Raw genomic sequence first — 18,081 nt, forward strand, 5'->3', positions numbered from 1 at the left:
TTAGAAGCTAAGACGAATGTTGGCACCGAGAGTACGAACAGCGGGGTAAGCACCCGTAGAATAACCCTGTCCGAGGTTGCCGGAGCTAACTGCATCTTCTGGGTCGGCATCGGGCATGTTTTTGTGGAGTATCCACAGGTTACGGCCAACAATAGAGAAGTCTACACCCTTAACGGCACCTACTTTAGCTATCCAAGCTTTAGGCAGTGAGTAAGACAGAGATAATTCGCGCAGTTTTACATAGCTGGCATCGTAAACGAAGGCAGCAGATGGGTTATGCGAGTAACCGTAAGCCGTCGAGCCACTTTCAGTGCTGTTGTCAGCGCGTACAGTGTTCGGCGAACCATTTTCCTGTACACCGGGGAAGATCACGCCGCCACTGGTAGAAGCATAGGTACCATCCGGGTTTTGCACAATCGGGTCACGCGAAGGGTTGCCCAAGTCGTTGAGACCAGCCGTTTCCTTCGGAACACCGGTATCAAGACCATACGAGCGGTCGAGAGAGAATACCTGACCGCCATTACGAACATCTACCAAGAAGTAGAGCGAAACGCCTTTGTAGGAAACTGTGTTCGAAACACCACCCGTCCAGCTTGGATTTGGGTTTCCTATTTCCTCATTTCGCGTATCACTCTGCAGGTAGTAACCATCTTCGCCAACAACTTTCTGTCCATTCTGGTACACAAAGTTGGAGCCGCGGAGGCTACCGAATGGCCGACCCACCGTGGCGTTGCTCGATACACCACCCTGGTAGTTGGCCAGTACGATGTTATCAAACCCCTCGTAGAGCGACATAACGCGGTTCTGGTTTTTAGTCCAGTTGGCGTTTATCGTCCAGGTAAAGTCTTCGCTACGGAAAGGAGTGAGGAAGGTAGAAAGTTCCAAACCACGGTTGCGGACTTCACCGGAGTTAACAAAGCGGAAGCCAAAACCGGAGGCCGTCGAAACGTTAATCGGAATGATCTGGTCGACCGAGTTCGACTGGTACACGTTAGCTTCAAAGCCAAAACGGCTGTTCAGGAACGCCATTTCCACGCCTATCTCACCGCTCTTCGTGCGCTCAGGCAAAAGGTCGGGGTTATTTTTCGTGGAAGGAACTGAGAACAGCGCTACGTTGCCGAAAGCAACAGGCTTGTCGAATGAGTCGTTGAGGCTGTAAATGGGAGCACCCAAACCTACTTCGGCATAGTTACCGCGGATCTTACCATAAGACATCCAGGGAGCCGTTTCCTTCACCAGTTCGGAGAAGACAAAACCAAGAGCGGCCGAAGGATAGAAGAAAGCATTGTTATTTGAAGCCAGCGTAGAGGACACGTCTCTTCTCGCCGTCAGATCAAGGAACACCATATCACGGTAGCCGAAGGTGGTGCTGGCAAATATGCCATCCACTGCCCGCCGCGTATCACTTTCGCCAGGAGGAATCAAAGGCGACACGCTGTTGGACAGCGAGTACAGCTCCGGAATAACTAGGCCACCATTGGTCGTTGCCCGAATGGATTGCGCTTGCTCACGCCGCATGTTGGCACCGATCAAGCCGTTGAAGCTGATGCTTTCCGCGATTTTGGCTTTGAAGTTACCAATCAGGTCGAAGTTGGCTTCGCGGGAGGTACGGTTATAGCGGCTATAACCAGGAACGCCTACCGAGCCAAATGCCAGCCGCTCTTCCTGTAGTTCATCGTTGGAATCCAGCGTTACCCGGCCCAATACGTCGAACCAGTCCGTCACCTTGTAATTAAGCGAGACGTTACCAAACGTACGGTAGCGCGAATCGGTCTGGAAGCTCTTCTCGCGCGAGAAATACGGATTGTTCCAGTATTCAGGGGAAGAAGTGGTGTAGTTTCTGATGTTCCAGCTGGCGTTGGCACCAGTAGCCTCGTAGGCTTGCTTCTGCTGCTTGATGTCAACGTTAACCGGCCACCACTGACGGAAATTAGTCACCAGGTTCTCGCTGAAACCACCACTGTAGCCAGTGCCGTAACGACCGTTACCATCAACTACCGAGAAGTTCACCGCCGCACTCGCAGTCAGGCGAGTGGTCAGGTTCAAAGAACCAGCGAAGTTGACGATGTTCTTATTTACCTGGCTGTTGGGTAGAACACCTTTGTCGCGGATGCTGCTATAGCCCAGCTTGAAAGTACCCTTGTCATTACCACCGTCGATGGCGATGCTGTTGTTCAGCGTAACGGCGGTTTCAAAGAAGGTAGTGGGGTCGTTGGCAGCAGCAACCCACGGGGTAGCTTTACCAAAGTTGGCAGTGCCAGGCACGAAGGCATCCCACTGGAAAACGCTGAGGTTAGGATCGAAGCGTGGGCCATTGGAGGCATCTGCGCTTAGCTGGGAAATCCTGTCAGGCCGGCCATCACCGTCTACATCCTCCATATCGAAATATGGTCCGTAGCCCGAACCGTATTCCTTCTGGTAGTTTACGAACGTGCTTTTGTCAATTCTACCGCCCGTAACGCCAGCGTTGATAGTTACACCCAGACCTTGACGGCCTTTCTTGGTGGTAATCAGAATAACGCCAGCACCCGCACGCTCACCGTACAAGGCAGTAGCGGCGGCACCTTTCAGGATGGTCATTGTAGCAATGTCATCCGGGTTGATGTCGGCAGCAGCATTACCATAGTCGTAACCACCGCCACCAGTTTGCTGGCCGCCGGTGTTCGTGTTGGCGTTGCTGATGGGAACACCATCCACTACGAACAAAGGTTGGTTGTTGCCCGTGATGGACTTGGTTCCACGAATCAGGATGTTGGTCGAACCACCAAGCGTATTGCTTTGGCGAATCTGAATACCAGCTACTTTACCTGACAAACCATTTACGGCATTAGGGTTTCGCGCGGCCGTGATTTGCGTGCCTTCTATTTGGGTAGCAGCAAAAGGCAGCGAGTTACGCGTGCGCTCCTGCCCAAGAGCAGTTACTACAACCTCACCCAGCACTTTAGAATCGGTAGAAAGACCGATATCGATGGTGGAAGCTGTACCAATGGGCCGCTCAACCGCGACGAAACCAATGGATGAGAACGTGAGAGTAGTTGCAGAAGCCGGAGCGCTGATAGTGTAGGAACCATCGGCGTTGGTCGATACACCAATAGTGGTGCCCTTAACCAATACAGTAACCCCGGGCAGACCCTGGCCGGAAGAGCGGTCGGTAATCCGTCCGGAGATTTGCCGATTCTGAGCGGCCGCCTGCTGCAACAGGACAGGCGCGAGCAGAGCCGCAGTTAATAAAATTTTCCGCATGTGAGTGAAAAAGTTTGGTGGACTTGAAAAGGGGCCAAGATGAGTGTTATCGCTAAATACTAAATAAGCAGCCAACACCCTTCTTTCCGCTAAAAGTAAGCAACTGCTGTAACATTTATTGCAGTTAGCGTAAAATAAGCGGTGGTGTTAGCTAGTCCAAGATTAAAATTCTATTAAAAACTATATTATTCTATCCGTAAAATCCAATTAGGTGTTATTCATCGGGACTAACGGCCCGTTATCCTCGCGCCAAGGTCCGGTCATTGCTTAAGCGAGGCACCTTATTCTGCCCCCCCAGCTTACCTAACGACTTCATAAACAGCTGAAAAGCCCCGGGTGGTAGCGTCGTTAGCTGCAGGGTTGCCAGAATGTTACCCATGCGCAAGTCGTTATAGTAGGAGTTGCGGCGCTGCAGGCCGGCATCGAGGGCGGCAGCAAAGGCCGCCGGGCTGTGGGGGGGGCGGGCGAATTCAATCAGCCACTCGTGGCGCGAAGGCGTAGCCGGGTCGGCGCTGACCAATGGCGCTACCGTGAACTCGGTTACTTCGGCTTCGGGGTGCGCCGCCAGCGCCTCGCGCAGGCTCTGCTCCACTTCCTCGCCAATCACATGTTCGCCAAAGGCCGACAGAAAGTGCTTGATGCGGCCCGTTACAACCACCCGAAACGGGTAGCGGCTCACGAAGCGCACGGTGTCGCCGAGGCTGTAGCCCCACAGGCCGGCGTTGCTGGTGAGCACCACGGCATACTGCTGGTCAAGGACTACTTCGGCCAGCGTGAGGCGGGGTGGGTTGGACTCGAAAAACCGCTCGGCGGGTACGAACTCGTAGAAAATGCCCGCGTCGAGTAGCAGCAACAGGCCCGGGTTGCCGGGTTCGTCCTGGAAGGCCAGGAAGCCTTCGGAGGCCGGGAATAGCTCCAGGCTATCGACGGGCCGGCCAATGGTATCGAAAAGCTTGCGGCGGTAGGGCTCGAAGTTGACGCCGCCGTACACGAACAGGTCAAAGCCCGGAAACACCTCCCCCACGGCCGGCCGGTGCGGGCCACCACACGGTCGAAATACATCTGCACCCACGGCGGAATGCCCGAAATGAGCGTCATCGGGGCGGGCAGGGTTTCGTCCACAATCCGGTCCAGCTTCTGCTCCCAGTCTTCGATGCAGTTGGTGTTGTAGCTGGGCAGCTGGTTGCGGCGCAGGTAGGCAGGCACATGGTGATTAACGATGCCCGACAGCCGGCCGACGTGGATGCCGTTGAGCGTTTCCAGCTCCGGCGAGCCCGACAGAAACATCAGCTTACCATCGAGAAACTGGCTTTTGCCGGTGCGCTGCACGTAGTGGAGCAGCGCGTCGCGGGCTCCGTTGAGGTGGTTAGGGATACTGGCGCGGGTGAGCGGGATGTACTTGGCGCCGCTGGTAGTGCCGCTGGTTTTGGCCAGGTACAGCGGCCGGCCGGGCCAGAGCACATCGGCTTCGCCGGTTTTCATGCGCTCGAACCACGGCAGCAGCCCCTCATAGTCGCGCACGGGCACGCGGGCGGCTAGGTCGGTGGCGGTGCGGGCGGCGCCTAGGTCGTGGGCCTGGCCGAAGGCGGTGCGGGCGCCCTGGGCCAGCAGTTGGCGCAACACCCGCTGCTGAGTACCAATGGGGTCGTGCTGCCAGCGGGCGTACTGCCGGACAATGTAAGCGGCCAGCGGCCGGCTCAGGGTGGCTTTCAGACCCATCGGGAGGGATAATGTGGTGAAACGACGACATGGTATGCAGTGGCCAGCCAAAGATACCTTCCTCACCTATATATAATAGGAGTCCGCCGCGGCTTATCCTTTCGGCCCCGGCCCGCGTATGCGGAGCTACTAACCTTATACTTCAGCTTTCAAGCCCACACCCATGACCAATCAACGAGGAACAGCCGTCTGGAACGGCGACATTAAAGGCAGCGGCGAAATCTCGACCCAGAGCGGCACCGTGCAGGCTCCCTACTCAGTAGGTGCCCGCTTCGAGGGCGAGAAGGGCACCAACCCCGAAGAGCTTATCGGAGCCGCCCACGCCGGCTGCTTCACCATGTTTCTGACCGGCAACCTAACCAAAGCGGGCCACGCCGTCAAGCAGATTCGCACCGAGTCGAAAGTAACACTTGACACTTCGGGCGAGGTGCCGAAAGTTGTCAAAATCACGCTCAGCACCGAGGGTGAAGTAGAGGGTCTTTCTCAGGAAGAGTTTCAGAAGCAGGCGGAATACGCCAAGCAAAACTGCCCGATGTCGCAGCTACTGAAGGCCGTGCCCGAAATGGAGCTGGCTTCGGCCAAGCTCAAGTAAAGAAAGTCGGCCGGGGCGGCGGGCGGGTTACCCAGTCTGCCGGCCCGGCCGTCACCTGCCACCTTCGGGCGCGTTTTCCTCATAAAAACACACTGCATGGCTTATCAACGAGGCAACGCCGTTTGGCGCGGCGATATTACGGGCAGCGGCGAAATCTGGTCGCAGAGTGGCGCCGTGCGGGCCGTGTATGCAACCGGCGCGCTGGTAGACGGCCAGAAGAGCACCAACCCCGAAGAGCTGCTGGCCACGGCGCACGCCAGTTGCTTCACCATCTTTCTGGCCCAGCTGCTGAGCCTGGACGGCAAACCCGCCCAACGCATCCAGACCGAGTCGAAGGCTACCATCGACACCTCGGGCGACGTGCCCAAAGTGGTTGGTATTAGCCTGAGCACCGAGGCCGAAGTGGCCGGCCTGACGCCGGAGGAGTTTCAACAGTACGCCGAAAGCGCCAAGGAAAACTGTCTTATCTCGCAGTTGCTCAAGGGCAGCCTCGATTTGCAGCTGGTGGCAGCCCGGCTAAAACACGCCCCGGAGCCGGGCAACTAAAAACAACTTCTTACTTTTACGGCTTCCTTCGGCTCTCTCCCGCCTCCTATGCACCCTAATTCTACCCGCGTCCGTCTTCGGCCCGCCAATACGCAACGTATTCCCTTCTGGGGCCAGCTTTTTCTGGGCCTGATGTGGGTAGCCTACACGGTTTCACTAATAGTAACCGATGCGGGAGCCACCGACATGTACTTTCTGCACTATGTGTTTCTGGTGTTCAGCCTCGTGTACCTAGGCTACGTGCTGGTCCATAATGCCCCAATTTTCGGTACCCAGAGCTACCTGGAGTTCACGCCAGGTTACATCGTGCACAAGGAAGGGCTATTCAGGCCCAAGCAGGCCTTTGCCGCCGAGAGCATTCAGGCACTTGATATGGGTGCCCAGCAGCTGCGCCTGCGTCTGGCCGATGGCAACTCGCACGCCCTGAGCCTGCGCCAAGTGCGGGGTTTAAAACGCCGCCGCCTCATGCGCGACCAAGTGCAGGCCTTCGCAACCAAGCACAACATCCCGCTCAAATCCTGAGCTGTTAGCTGAGAAACGAATAAGGCCCCGCACTCAGCTAAGTGTGGGGCCTTATTTTGTGTGGGATGACAGGTTTTTTGAACGGAAGCTAACAGCTATAAGCTCTCAGCTAACAGCTCGAATTTCATCTGCCGGCAAACTTCTTACGTAGCTCCACGATGGTGCCGCGGAAGGACTTGTCGGAGTCGATGAGGTCGGACACGGTTTGCACCGAGTGGATGACGGTGCTATGGTCGCGGCCGCCGAAGTGGTGGCCGATGCTCTTGAGCGAATGACTGGTGTGCTCCTTGGCGAAATACATGGCCACCTGCCGCGCCGTTACCACTTCCTTTTTGCGGGTTTTGGCCTTGAGCAACTCCAGCGGCACGCTGAAATATTCGGCGCAGGTTTTCTGGATAAAGTCGAGGTTCACCTCGGCCTCCACTTCTTCGATGATGTGGCGCAGGGCCTGCTTGGCCATCTCTAGGTCGATTTCGCGGCGGTTGAGGCTGCTTTGAGCCACCAGCGAAATCAGCACGCCTTCTAGCTCGCGCACGTTGGTGTTCACCGAATGGGCCAGATATTCCACCACCTGGGGCGGAATATCGATGCCGTCCTGCTGCATCTTGTTCTGGATGATGGCCATGCGCGTCTCGAAGTCGGGACTTTGCAAATCGGCCGTCAGGCCCCACTTAAAGCGGGAGAGCAGCCGGTCTTCCAAGCCCACCAAATCGCGCGGGGGTCGGTCGGAGGTCATCACAATCTGCTTGCCGGCCTGATGCAGGTGGTTGAAGATGTGGAAGAACATTTCCTGCGTTTTATCCTTGCCCGACAGAAACTGCACGTCGTCGAGAATCAGGATATCGACCAGCAGGTAGAAGTGGCGAAGTCCTGCACTTGGTTGGAGCGCAGGCTCTCGATGAACTGGTTGGTGAACTTCTCGGCCGACACGTAGAGCACGAACTTGTCGGCGTTGGTGGCCTTGATGTGGTTGCCGATGGCCTGCACCAGGTGGGTTTTGCCCAAGCCCACGCCGCCGTAAATCATGAGCGGGTTGAAGCTGGTGGTACCGGGCTTGTTGGCCACGGCCAGCCCCGCCGAGCGCGACAGACGGTTGCAGTCGCCTTCGATGTAGTTTTCGAAGGTGTAGGAGCCGTTGAGCTGCGACTTGAGGTAGTCGCGGTCGATGCTTTTGCTGGCCTCGAAAGGGTTGCGCAGGATGTTGGGGGCGGGCGCGGGCCGTACGGAAGCGGCAGCCATGTTACGGGCCGAAGACGTCTGGGCACTCTGGGCCAGCGAGGCGGCGGCGGCCGTAGTCGAGGCGGTGGGCCCGGCGGCCCGGTGGGCGGTGGGCAGGTTGAGCGTGCGCGGCTTCTGCTGGGCATTGCCCTGATCCACGACGATGCTGTACTCCAGTCGCCCTTCCAGGCCCAGCTCCTGGTGGATGGCGCGCTTGAGCTCCTCGACGTAGTGCTCCTCCAGAAACTCGTAGAAATAGGTGCTCGGCACCTGAATCAGGAGCACATTATTGTGCAGCTGCACCGGCACAATGGGCTGAAACCATGTGCGGTAGCTCTGCTCACCAATCGCTGATTTGATGACGCGAAGACAATTAGCCCAGACCGTATGGCAATCCTTCGACATCAAACAAGCAGGGCAAAAGCAACGTGGGTGCGGGTGAGAACAGGACTGATAATGCGGGTGCCGCTACGCCGCAATTTTTTAGAGGGAGACAAAAATGTGGAAAACTCAGGAGACAAAAAACCCTGGGCGGGCTTGTATTTCATTCCATTTTAACACGTCTCTAATCCCGCCCTTAAACTACGCCGCCGAAACCGGTAGCACGACGGTAGCGGCTACCGTGAGCCGGCGCGATTTGCGGGCAAACGCGTAATCGATGCGGCCCACGTTGATGCCCGACCAGCCGACCTGGTTGATGAGCGTGGTGTGGCCGTTCGGGCCGGCCACGGGCTCGGGCTTCTCCAGAAACGTATGGGTGTGGCCGCCCAGTATCAGGTCGATACCGGCTACCTGGGTAGCCAGCTTGATGTCGTCGATTTTGGCGCTTGCGTACTTGTAGCCTAGGTGCGAGAGGCAGATAACCAGGTCGCAACGCTCGGCTCCACGCAGGCGCGCCACCATGTCGCGGGCTACGGCTACGGGGTCGAGGTACTTGATAGCCCCGAAGTTCTTGTCTTCCACGAGGCCGGCTAGGTCGATGCCCATGCCGAATACGCCGATGCGCAGGCCCTGCTTTTCGAACACCTTATAAGGCTGGAAGCGGCCGGCCAGCAGGGTGTCGGTGAAGTCGTAATTGGCGCTCAGAAACGGGAATGTGGCGTTGGGCAGCTGCTTGTGCAGGCCTTCAATGCCGTTGTCGAAGTCGTGGTTGCCGAGGGTGCTGGCGTCGTAGGCCATCTGGCTCATCAGCTTGAACTCCAGTTCGCCCTGAAAGAAGTTGAAATACGGCGTGCCCTGCCAGATGTCGCCCGAATCGAGTAGCAGCACGTTGGGCTCCTGCTGGCGCACCTGCGCCACGAGAGCCGCCCGCCGGGCCATGCCGCCCATGCCGGCCCACTGCCCGGCATTGTCCGGAAAAGGCTCGATGCGCGAGTGCATGTCGTTGGTGTGCAGAATGGTCAGGCGCACCGTTTTATCATCGGCGGCCGCTATGGCCGGCACCGCGGCCGCGCCCAATACGCCCAGCGAGGCTACGCCCAGGCCGGTGTACTTCAGAAATTCTCTCCGATTGATCATAATCACAGATGCTACAGATGGTGCAGACAACGCAGAGGCAGATGTCAGCTTACAGAACACAATTAGGAAAGCACGATTTCATAATCAGAAGGCAACACGGCAGCCTCTCGCAGGGAAGAAACTCGCCGGCAGAATCGTGCTGACGGCTGCATCTGCGGTTTACAACTGATTCACGCGGCCTTCGATGGCGGACTGGATGGGTTTTCCCTGGGCCGTTTGCTCCTTGATGTAGTCCATGATGGCATTGCGCAGCAGCAGGCCCGTGCTTTCGGGTTTGAGCGGCTTGAAGAAGGCCATGGCGTCGCCGCCGCCGGCCAAGTAGTCGGAAATGGCAATGGCGTAGTTGCGGGTGGCGTCGAAGGGCTGGCCGCCGATGAGGATGGCGCTGGACTTGCCTTCGGGCGTAACGGTGTACGTGGCGCCCGAAACGGCCATTCTGCTGCGGGCGGCGAAATCAAACAACTCCTGCACCACGGCGCCGGGCGCGTCGAGCACCACCAGCTGGTTTTCGAACGGCATCAGCTCGAACACTGTGCCCACCGTTACGGGACCGGCCGGAATAGGAGCCCGCAGGCCGCCATTGGTCATTACGCCCAGCGGAATGGGGCGACCCAGCACCTTGCTGGCCTCGGTGCGCTGCAAGTCGGCCACAAAATTGGACAGCAGCGACTCGCCCGATTTTTTGGTCAGGGCCACCGGGGCGTTGCCCAGCACGGTCGTCATCTGCGACACCACCTTTTCGCGGTAGGGCGCAATGGTGGCCGTGGCGCGGGCATCGTCGGGGATGGATTTACCGACGGGCTGCGCCGTAACCGGTGCCAGCCGGGCCTGGGGCTGGTAAACGGCCCGCTGGCAGGCCGGCGCGAAGGACACGGCCGCCAGCAGGCTTAAAACCGCTATAGGAGAACGAAGAATACGCATAGCAAGTCGGCGGCAGTAAGAAAAGCCGGCGCCAAAGGTACGCCAATGCGGCCAAAACCAACAGGACCGGACGCGAAACAGCCGGCGGAGGAGAGGTACCTGTTCCCACCGCCGGCCGTTGCAGCAACCCGCCGGGCTACTTGGTCAGGTCGTAGCTGAGCAGCAAGTAGAAGCGGTTGATAGTACTGATTCTGTTGAAGCCGTTGGAGTACTCGTAGCGCAGCTCAACGCTGGCGTTGCGGCCGTCGGGACGGGCCGTAGTCAGGCCCAGGCCACCGATAAGTGCCTGCTCCGGCTCGGGCGAGCCCTTATAAACTACTTCCAGCGGGCTGAGGGGCGGGCGGGCCACTTTCACACGGTCTTCTACGTCAGCCCGCAGATATAATCCATAGCTGTAGCCGGCATAAATCATGGGTTGAAACCGGCCTCTGGGATAGATATAGCGCACCAGCAAAGGGGCGCGCAGGGTGCTGAGTGTGGCGCGCTTCTCAGAACTAAGCGCCGGGGTAACCGCTATCTGATTTGTATAAGGTGCCAGCCGGTCGTAGTACTGCTGCTCGTAGAGGGTTTCCAGCCGGAAAGTGATGTTACGGCTCAGGCCCGTATGCAACGTCAGCCCCAGCCCGATAACCGGCCGGACTGCGCTGGTACCTTTGAGAGGAAGTCTAAAAATGCTGCCTTCGATTTTTAGCTGGCTGGTCTGGGCGCCCGCAATAAGGCCCAGTTGCAGATAGTTTTTACGGGCTTTGGCCGGCAGCACGGTTAAGCTTTCGCCCGTGCATGCGTTGTACGCCTGCACCACCTGGATTAGCTCCCTGGACTGGTAGCGCAACGCAGTCAGGCGCGGCTGCACGCTCGGGCACGACGCCATCAGCTTGGCCAGGGTGTACCGGAATTCGTTGGTTTCCCGCTCATAACGCCGGCCCTCGCTCTGCGACTTCACCACGCGCTGGCGCAGCTCGCACAAGGGCTGGGCCCGCGGTTGGGCGTAGTAGTGGTCGATGCGCTGCTCGTCGCGCAGGTAGAGCAGGCTCAGCGGCCCGCGCACCAGCACTTCAACGAAAGAAGGCCTTTGCAGCGTATCGGGGGCCGCACCCAGCGCGGCCCCCGGGCCTACCGAGTCGGCCAGCAGCACGGTGGCGCTCTGGTAAAGCTGCTCGCCGGTGATGGCGTAGCCCTGCAGCTGGCGCGGCTGATAATCGGTAATGGGGGCGGCGGCGGTGGGGCGGAACCGGCCCAGGCGCGCATTGCGCACGGCGCCACGGGCGTCCACTTCGCCCCGCAGCGTATCGCCGCCGAGCGTGACCACGTAGCCGGGCCGGAAGTTTGGTTTGGGCCTAAGCCCCGAGGGAAACGCCTAACAGGGCAACCAGGAGTAGTTTTTTCAGCATCAAAGAGAGTTACAGAAAGTAAAATAAGCCGCTGGCCACCATTGGAACCAGTTTAAAAACGGGCCAAGATAGCACGGGCATTTCCGGCCACCAAACCCGATTTCCGGCCCCTACCCCCTATCTTTAACCCGCGCCTTCGGGTGCGCTATTTTCCACCCCACCCCGCTGCTCCATGGCCGATTCGCCGCAACCCGTGCCGGTTTCCTTTCCCGAATTTCAGCCCCTGACCACGGCCAAGTGGCAGGAGCGCCTGACCCGCGACCTGAAGGGCCAGGATCCGGCCACGCTGCGCTGGCAGACGCCCGACGGCTTTGCGATGGAGCCCTTTTACCACCAGGAGGCTCTTGGGGAGCTGGGTGGTGCCCCGGCCCCGCTGGTGCGGCCGGGCGACACCTGGCGCAACGTGCCCACCTACATGGTGCCGGCCGCCAGCCGGGGGCACGAGGCCATCGACAGAGCCGCGGCGGCGCTGGCGCTGGGGGCCGAGGGCGCCCATTTCGTGCTGGCCCAGGCCGAGGAGTTTGACGTCGATTACCTGGCGCAACAGCTGCCGCTGGCCGACACCTACGTAGGCTACTCGCTGCGGCGCGGGGCGGCCGGGCTGCTGGCGCGGCTGGCTGCCACTGGCGCAGGGCCGTTGCGCGGCTTTCTGGTGCTCGACCCGCTCACTCACCACGTTCCCGATTTGGTTACCCAGCAGCAGGAGCTGCGCGAGGTGCTGGCCACCAGCCGCGCCTGGCCCGAATTCCGGGCCCTGGGCCTGGATGTGGCTTATTACGGTAACCGTGGGGGCACCGCTACCCAGCAGATTGCCTTTGCCCTGAACACGGCCGTTAACTACCTCAGCAAGCTGCCCAGTGATGAGCTATCGGTAGCCGATGTGGCCGCCGCCCTGCACCTGCACGTGACCGTGGCCCCCAATTACTTCTTCGAAATTGCCAAGCTGCGGGCGTTGCGCCGGCTCTGGGCCACGCTGCTGCACGCCTACGGGCTGCCGGCTGAAGCGGCGGAGCGCCTCACGATTTTCGCCAGCACCGCCACCTGGAGCCAGACCACTCTCGACCCGCATACCAACCTGCTGCGCCACGCCACCGAGGCCATGAGCGCCGTGCTGGGCGGGGCCGATGCCGTGAGCGTGGGCACGTTCGACAGCCTGTTCCACGAGCCCAACGACTTTGCCGAGCGGCTGGCCCGCAACCTGCCGGTGCTGCTGCGCGAAGAGGCCCACCTGGGCCAGGTGCAGGACCCGGCCGCCGGCTCCTACTACCTCGAAACCCTCACCGACACGCTGGCCCGCGAGGCTTGGGCGCTGTTTCAGCAGGTTGAAGCGGCCGGCGGACTGCCCGCCGCCACCGGCCAGGCAATGGCGCTGCTGCACGAGGCCGCCCAGGCCCAGTTCCAGCGCATTGCTTCCGGCGAGCAGGTGGTGGTGGGCACCAACCGCTACCAGAATGCCAAGGAGCAGTTCGATTTCAATCCCAAGCGCCTGCTGCGCAGCCCGGGCTTCGATAGCACCCGGGCCACCTACCCCACCGAGGTGCTACGGCTGGCTACGGCCCTGCACTTCGAGCGGCGCGAGCTGAAGAAGAAGCGGGCGGCGCTGGTGCTGCTGGGCGCGCACACCAACGAAACCATCCTCGAATCCTTTTTGCGGACGCTGCCCGAGCCGGAGCGGTCCGAGCTGCGCCATGCCCACCCCGAGGGTACGCTGTCGGTGCTGTTTTCTTCCTCCGAGCAGGCCACGCTTATGTATGCCACGCCCGAGCAGTTCGGCCAGCTGGCCCGCACCGTTAGCGGTGTACCACTCGATGAGGGCGGCTTTGTACCTCCCACCCTGCTCACGGCCGATTTAGCGACCATGCGGGAGGCGGTGCAGATATTCGGCCTGAAAGAATTTACCGTGGAAGGCTACACCACTGAAGCCGTTTTGTCCCGTCTGCAGGGACGAGATGCGGCGCCCGCGGCTGCCGCATCCTCCGAAGCTGAATAACCGCTCTTTATAGTATCCTTTTGATAAGCGGGCGCGTGCACTGCGCCCCAACGTGCCCTTCCATGCCCGACTTCTCCCAGATACCCTACGACGCCGCCCAGCTGCCCGCCCCGCTCGCCGACGCCCCCGACACGACGACCACGCCCGAGGGCATCACGCTCAAGTCCTTCTACACGGCCGCCGATGTAGCCCACCTCGACCATCTGGGTTTCGGGGCGGGCGTGGCGCCGTATCTGCGGGGGCCGTACAGCTCGATGTACGTGCAGAAACCCTGGACCGTGCGCCAGTACGCGGGTTTCTCGACGGCCGAGGAAAGCAACGCCTTCTACCGCCGCAACCTGGCCGGCGGGCAGAAGGGCCTGAGCGTAGCCTTCGATTTGGCCACCCACCGGGGCTACGATTCCGACCACCCGCGGGTGCAGGGCGACGTGGGCAAGGCGGGCGTGGCCATCGACTCGGTAGAGGACATGAAGCTGCTGTTTGATGAGATTCCGCTGGACCAGATGTCGGTGAGCATGACCATGAACGGGGCCGTGCTGCCGATTATGGCCTTCTACATTGTGGCGGCCGAGGAGCAGGGCGTGGGGCCGGAGCAGCTGGCGGGCACCATTCAGAACGATATTCTGAAGGAGTTCATGGTGCGCAACACCTATATCTACCCGCCGCTGCCGAGCATGCGCATCATTGCCGACATCTTCTCCTACACGGCGGAGCGCATGCCCAAGTTCAACTCCATCAGCATCTCGGGCTACCACATGCAGGAGGCCGGCGCCACGGCCGATATCGAGCTGGCTTACACCCTGGCCGACGGCCTGGAGTACGTGCGGGCCGGCATGGCCGCCGGGCTGGCTATTGATGATTTCGCGCCCCGGCTGTCGTTTTTCTGGGCCATTGGCATGAACCACTTCATGGAAATTGCCAAACTCCGGGCCGGCCGTTTGCTGTGGGCCAAGCTCATCCAGCAGTTCAACCCCCAGAACCCGAAAAGCCTGGCCCTGCGCACCCACTGCCAGACGTCGGGCTACTCGCTCACCGAGCAGGACCCGTTCAATAACGTGGCCCGCACGGCCGTGGAAGCCCTGGCCGCGGTTCTAGGCGGCACCCAGAGCCTGCACACCAACGCCCTCGACGAGGCCATTGCCCTGCCCACCGACTTCTCGGCCCGCATTGCCCGCAACACCCAGCTGTATCTGCAGCACGAAACCGACGTAACCCGCGTGGTGGACCCCTGGGGCGGTTCTTACTACGTGGAAACCCTCACCCACGAGCTGGCCGACAAGGCCTGGGCCCTGATGGCCGAAGTGGAGGAGCTGGGCGGCATGGCCAAAGCCATCGAAACCGGCCTGCCCAAAATGCGCATCGAGGAGGCCGCTGCCCGCAAACAGGCCCGCATCGACTCGAACAAGGACATTGTGGTGGGCGTGAACCGCTACCGTCCTTCCGAAGAGCAGCAAATCGACGTGCTCGACATCGACAACGCCGCCGTGCGCGAGTCGCAGATTGCGCGCCTACTCGCCACCAAAGCCGCCCGCGACGAAACGGCCGTGCAGGCGGCGCTAACGGCCCTCACGGATGCGGCCCGCGACGAGAACGGCAACCTGCTGGCCCTGGCGGTGGATGCGGCCCGCCTGCGCGCCACGCTGGGCGAGATTTCGGATGCGTTGGAGAAGGTGTACGGCCGCCATCAAGCTACTATCCGGGCTATTTCGGGTGTTTATTCGCAGGAGATGAACTACGACGAGCAGTTTGCCAAGGCCCGCGAAATGGCCGACGAGTTTGCCGTGCGCGAGGGTCGCCGCCCCCGCATGATGGTGGCCAAAATGGGCCAGGACGGCCACGACCGGGGCTCCAAAATTATTGCCACCTCCTTCGCCGACGTGGGCTTCGACGTGGACATTGCGCCCCTGTTCCAGACGCCCGACGAGGTGGCCCGCCAAGCGGCCGAGAACGACGTGCACGTGGTGGGCGTGAGCAGCCTGGCCGCCGGCCACAAAACCCTGATTCCGCAGTTGCTCGCGGAGCTCAAGCAGCTCGACCGTGAAGATATCCTCGTCATTGCCGGCGGCGTCATCCCGGCCCAGGACTACAAGTTTCTTTTCGATGCCGGCGTGGCCGGCGTGTACGGCCCCGGCACCGTCATTGCCGTAGCAGCGCAGGAGATTCTAGCGAAGCTGGAGACAGAGTCGTAGGAGCTTTTTAATGAAGTATAGCAATCCGCTTTAGATGCTTATCTCCGACAACGACCAGCTCGAAGCCGACATTGATTGGTTCGCTACCGATAGCGACGGCCATATTCTGCACATGGCCTCGGGCGGCGGGGTGCTGCCTGAGTCAGTGGCGGCTTCGCAGGAGGACTTAATGACATTACATCAATATTTCCTGACACTACCGGAGACCGGAGCAGGATTTTTAGTAATAAAAGCTGAAAGGGGAATACGTTACGAAAGTTTCTTGCGCTACGCCCGGCGCGGCCTGTTCTCGTTTGACAAAGTGCAACTGCATATTCGGGCAGATACACGCTACCAGCTATTAGCCCGCCCGGCGGTGCCGCTGCTGCTCGCTGAACTGCCCCCGGAGCTGGCGCAGCTGCTGCACCACACGCAACTGCCCGGCTCGGTGGCAACTCTCGATCAGCTCGACGCGGCAGCTATTGCCTGATTGCCGGGCTACTACTGAACGGTAAACGCCAACGCGCCTCCCGGCAAACCGGAGGGCGGGGCGTTGGGCGTTTCGAGAGGGGCCGGTTGGGGCTACTCAGGCAGCACCGTTAGGGCGTGATCGTTGCCTTTCTGGCGGGCTAGGTCGCGGGCCGATTGGCCTTTGTTGTCGCGCAGGGTAGCGTCGGCCCCGGCGGCGAGGAGCAGGTCCAGGAACTCGTGGCGGCCGAAAAGCACGGCGAACATGAGGGCGGTGCTGCCCTCGCCGTTGCGGGCGTTGAGTTCGGCCCCGTGGTCGAGGAGCAGTTGGGCCATGCCGGTGTGGCCCTTAAACGCGACGCCCATCAGCACGGTGTTGCCGCCGCCGACGGGCCGGTTGGGGTCGGCCCCGCCGGCGAGCAGGGCGCGAGTGGCTTCGAGGTGGTCGTCGTAGGCAGCCAGCACGAGGGGCGTGAAGCCGCGGCCGTCGGGGGCGTTGGCGTCGGCACCTTCGGCCAGCAGGCGCGTAATGGCGGCCGCATCGTTCTGGCGGACGGCGGTAATCAACTGTTCTTGCAGCGCGGTAGCAGGCATGGGCATAATTGAGTGAGTGGGCAGCGAGCCGACCAGGGACGAAAACCCTTACGGGAGCCTTAAAAACGGACATCACCGGGCAACCCGCTGGAGTTGCCCGGTAACGTCCGAGCCATTCATACGGCCGCAACGCCCAACGGATAATTGTACCCGGCAGATTTTGCCGGCCGCCCGCTCCCGGGTCCTACGCCACGGCCCACGTTGCCCCCGCCGTCGGCTCCGCCAGCCGGGCCCGGCGGCGCAGGTGCCAGCGCGTGAGCACTACGGAAAGCACAATGGTTAGCACCCGAAACACATTGGCCCCCACGCTGCCCACGGCCGAATTATCTACTTCAAACAGCATCCACCAGCCATTCATGAACATGTGCAGGAAGATGGGCACCCACAGATTCTGCCAGCTCTTGTAGAGCCAACCGAACCACACTCCGCCCCCAAACGTGACGGCCAGCACGCCCACCGCCGAAGCCAGGTCGTGGCTCTGATAGAGGTGGCCCGTGGCGAAAATGCCGGATTCGACCAGCACCACCAGCAGCCAGGGCAGCTTTACGCGGCGGTACAGTTGGCCAAACAGGAAGCCCCGGAAGAGCGTTTCCTCGCTTAAACCGGCCCAGAAAGCCCCACGCAATAGCCCCGAAAACAGGACCGGGCCGGCCGTGGTCGTCAGTGGAAACAGCACCGCGTAGCCCAGCAGCATGGGCAGCGTACACCCGAGGCCCATCAGCAGCCCCGTGCCCACCGGCGCCTGCCACCCCAGTTCCCGCAGCACCCGGCCGGGGCCGTACCAGGCCGCCAACGTCAGCATCGGGATTCCCAGCCACGAGCAGGCGAGGTAGAGACAGTAATTCAGGTCGGAAAGGTCGTGGGGCACCAGGCCCAGCAATTGCAGGCCGTAGCGCGCTCCGTAGGAAGCCAGCAAAAAGGCTAAACATACGACGGCGGCAAGTAGAAGACGCTTTCTCATGGCAGTTGAGGCGTTGGTGAACATGCCTCAAAAGTGCGCCGGCAACACTCGCCAGGAAACGAGAAAAGCGGCAACTAACGGAAAAATCCGATGAAGTCCCCGAAATCAGGGTTGAACTACGCCGGCCCGAACATCACTTAACCCGAGTTATGCAGAACAGCGTAGGGTGCGGGGCTTGTCCCCCGCCCGCCGCTCGCGCTGCTGCAACGATTCCGTTTAACGGCGCGAGC

Annotated in this window: 12 protein-coding genes and 2 pseudogenes; 6 read left to right on the forward strand and 8 right to left on the reverse strand. The window is 60.5% G+C overall.

Annotated features, from left to right (window positions below):
- A complete protein-coding gene (locus D0N36_RS08780) occupies nt 1-3,243 on the reverse strand; it encodes a SusC/RagA family TonB-linked outer membrane protein (RefSeq protein WP_116941022.1) in 3,243 nt (1,080 codons plus the stop codon).
- A 238-nt stretch (nt 3,244-3,481) separates the two neighbouring features.
- Nucleotides 3,482-4,962, reverse strand: a pseudogene (locus tag D0N36_RS08785) (GH3 family domain-containing protein).
- Nucleotides 4,963-5,125: 163 nt separating this feature from the next.
- On the opposite strand from D0N36_RS08785, the gene D0N36_RS08790 reads away from it, so the two are divergent.
- The 3 genes from D0N36_RS08790 (at nt 5,126) to D0N36_RS08800 (ending at nt 6,622) form a co-directional block, all read left to right on the forward strand.
- Entirely contained in the window at nt 5,126-5,554 is a 429-nt protein-coding gene (locus tag D0N36_RS08790) for an OsmC family peroxiredoxin (RefSeq protein WP_116941023.1), read from the forward strand.
- 96 nt (nt 5,555-5,650) lie between these two features.
- Nucleotides 5,651-6,100 carry an OsmC family peroxiredoxin gene (locus D0N36_RS08795; RefSeq protein ID WP_116941024.1) on the forward strand — a complete coding sequence of 150 codons (450 nt, stop codon included), beginning with the start codon at nt 5,651-5,653 and terminating at the stop codon, nt 6,098-6,100.
- 48 nt (nt 6,101-6,148) lie between these two features.
- Nucleotides 6,149-6,622 carry a hypothetical protein gene (locus D0N36_RS08800; RefSeq protein ID WP_147320805.1) on the forward strand — a complete coding sequence of 158 codons (474 nt, stop codon included), beginning with the start codon at nt 6,149-6,151 and terminating at the stop codon, nt 6,620-6,622.
- Nucleotides 6,623-6,746: 124 nt separating this feature from the next.
- Here the strand turns inward: D0N36_RS08800 and dnaA are convergent.
- The 4 genes and pseudogenes from dnaA to D0N36_RS08820 form a co-directional block, all read right to left on the reverse strand.
- Nucleotides 6,747-8,245: pseudogene (gene dnaA, locus D0N36_RS08805) on the reverse strand (chromosomal replication initiator protein DnaA).
- 177 nt (nt 8,246-8,422) lie between these two features.
- A complete protein-coding gene (locus D0N36_RS08810) occupies nt 8,423-9,358 on the reverse strand; it encodes a bifunctional metallophosphatase/5'-nucleotidase (RefSeq protein ID WP_190242586.1) in 936 nt (311 codons plus the stop codon).
- 159 nt (nt 9,359-9,517) lie between these two features.
- On the reverse strand, nt 9,518-10,279 hold the full coding sequence (locus D0N36_RS08815) for a 5'-nucleotidase C-terminal domain-containing protein (RefSeq protein WP_116941026.1): 762 nt from the start codon (nt 10,277-10,279) through the stop codon (nt 9,518-9,520).
- 136 nt (nt 10,280-10,415) lie between these two features.
- The gene (locus D0N36_RS08820) at nt 10,416-11,588 is read right to left on the reverse strand and encodes a hypothetical protein (RefSeq protein ID WP_116941027.1); all 1,173 of its coding nucleotides are present in this window, start codon (nt 11,586-11,588) and stop codon (nt 10,416-10,418) included.
- A 254-nt stretch (nt 11,589-11,842) separates the two neighbouring features.
- Between D0N36_RS08820 and D0N36_RS08825 the strand changes: the two genes are divergently transcribed.
- The 3 genes from D0N36_RS08825 (at nt 11,843) to D0N36_RS08835 (ending at nt 16,318) form a co-directional block, all read left to right on the forward strand.
- Nucleotides 11,843-13,660 (forward strand): methylmalonyl-CoA mutase family protein, encoded by a 1,818-nt coding sequence (locus tag D0N36_RS08825; RefSeq protein WP_116941028.1) that lies wholly within the window; start codon nt 11,843-11,845, stop codon nt 13,658-13,660.
- A 62-nt stretch (nt 13,661-13,722) separates the two neighbouring features.
- Nucleotides 13,723-15,849: a methylmalonyl-CoA mutase gene (gene scpA / locus D0N36_RS08830; protein WP_116941029.1), complete on the forward strand. Its 2,127-nt coding sequence runs from the start codon at nt 13,723-13,725 to the stop codon at nt 15,847-15,849.
- A gap of 34 nt (nt 15,850-15,883) precedes the next feature.
- Nucleotides 15,884-16,318, forward strand: a complete 435-nt coding sequence (locus tag D0N36_RS08835; RefSeq protein WP_116941030.1) for a hypothetical protein — start codon at nt 15,884-15,886, stop codon at nt 16,316-16,318.
- Between the two features lie 92 nt (nt 16,319-16,410).
- Here the strand turns inward: D0N36_RS08835 and D0N36_RS08840 are convergent, their stop codons facing one another.
- Both D0N36_RS08840 and D0N36_RS08845 read right to left on the reverse strand, forming a co-directional pair.
- A complete protein-coding gene (locus D0N36_RS08840) occupies nt 16,411-16,896 on the reverse strand; it encodes an ankyrin repeat domain-containing protein (protein WP_116941031.1) in 486 nt (161 codons plus the stop codon).
- A gap of 178 nt (nt 16,897-17,074) precedes the next feature.
- A complete protein-coding gene (locus tag D0N36_RS08845) occupies nt 17,075-17,806 on the reverse strand; it encodes a CPBP family intramembrane glutamic endopeptidase (RefSeq protein WP_190242587.1) in 732 nt (243 codons plus the stop codon).
- Nucleotides 17,807-18,081 lie beyond the last annotated feature (275 nt).

It is taken from the genome of Hymenobacter lapidiphilus, from assembly GCF_003417065.2.
Classification (GTDB): Bacteria; Bacteroidota; Bacteroidia; order Cytophagales; family Hymenobacteraceae; genus Hymenobacter.

Bases quoted from the DNA above. Each gene is read 5' to 3' on its own strand.
- D0N36_RS08780 (WP_116941022.1), bottom strand. From the start codon at position 3,243: ATGCGGAAAATTTTATTAACTGCGGCTCTGCTCGCGCCTGTCCTGTTG.
- D0N36_RS08790 (WP_116941023.1), top strand. From the start codon at position 5,126: ATGACCAATCAACGAGGAACAGCCGTCTGGAACGGCGACATTAAAGGC.
- D0N36_RS08795 (WP_116941024.1), top strand. From the start codon at position 5,651: ATGGCTTATCAACGAGGCAACGCCGTTTGGCGCGGCGATATTACGGGC.
- D0N36_RS08800 (WP_147320805.1), top strand. From the start codon at position 6,149: ATGCACCCTAATTCTACCCGCGTCCGTCTTCGGCCCGCCAATACGCAA.
- D0N36_RS08810 (WP_190242586.1), bottom strand. From the start codon at position 9,358: ATGATCAATCGGAGAGAATTTCTGAAGTACACCGGCCTGGGCGTAGCC.
- D0N36_RS08815 (WP_116941026.1), bottom strand. From the start codon at position 10,279: ATGCGTATTCTTCGTTCTCCTATAGCGGTTTTAAGCCTGCTGGCGGCC.
- D0N36_RS08825 (WP_116941028.1), top strand. From the start codon at position 11,843: ATGGCCGATTCGCCGCAACCCGTGCCGGTTTCCTTTCCCGAATTTCAG.
- scpA (WP_116941029.1), top strand. From the start codon at position 13,723: ATGCCCGACTTCTCCCAGATACCCTACGACGCCGCCCAGCTGCCCGCC.
- D0N36_RS08835 (WP_116941030.1), top strand. From the start codon at position 15,884: ATGCTTATCTCCGACAACGACCAGCTCGAAGCCGACATTGATTGGTTC.
- D0N36_RS08840 (WP_116941031.1), bottom strand. From the start codon at position 16,896: ATGCCCATGCCTGCTACCGCGCTGCAAGAACAGTTGATTACCGCCGTC.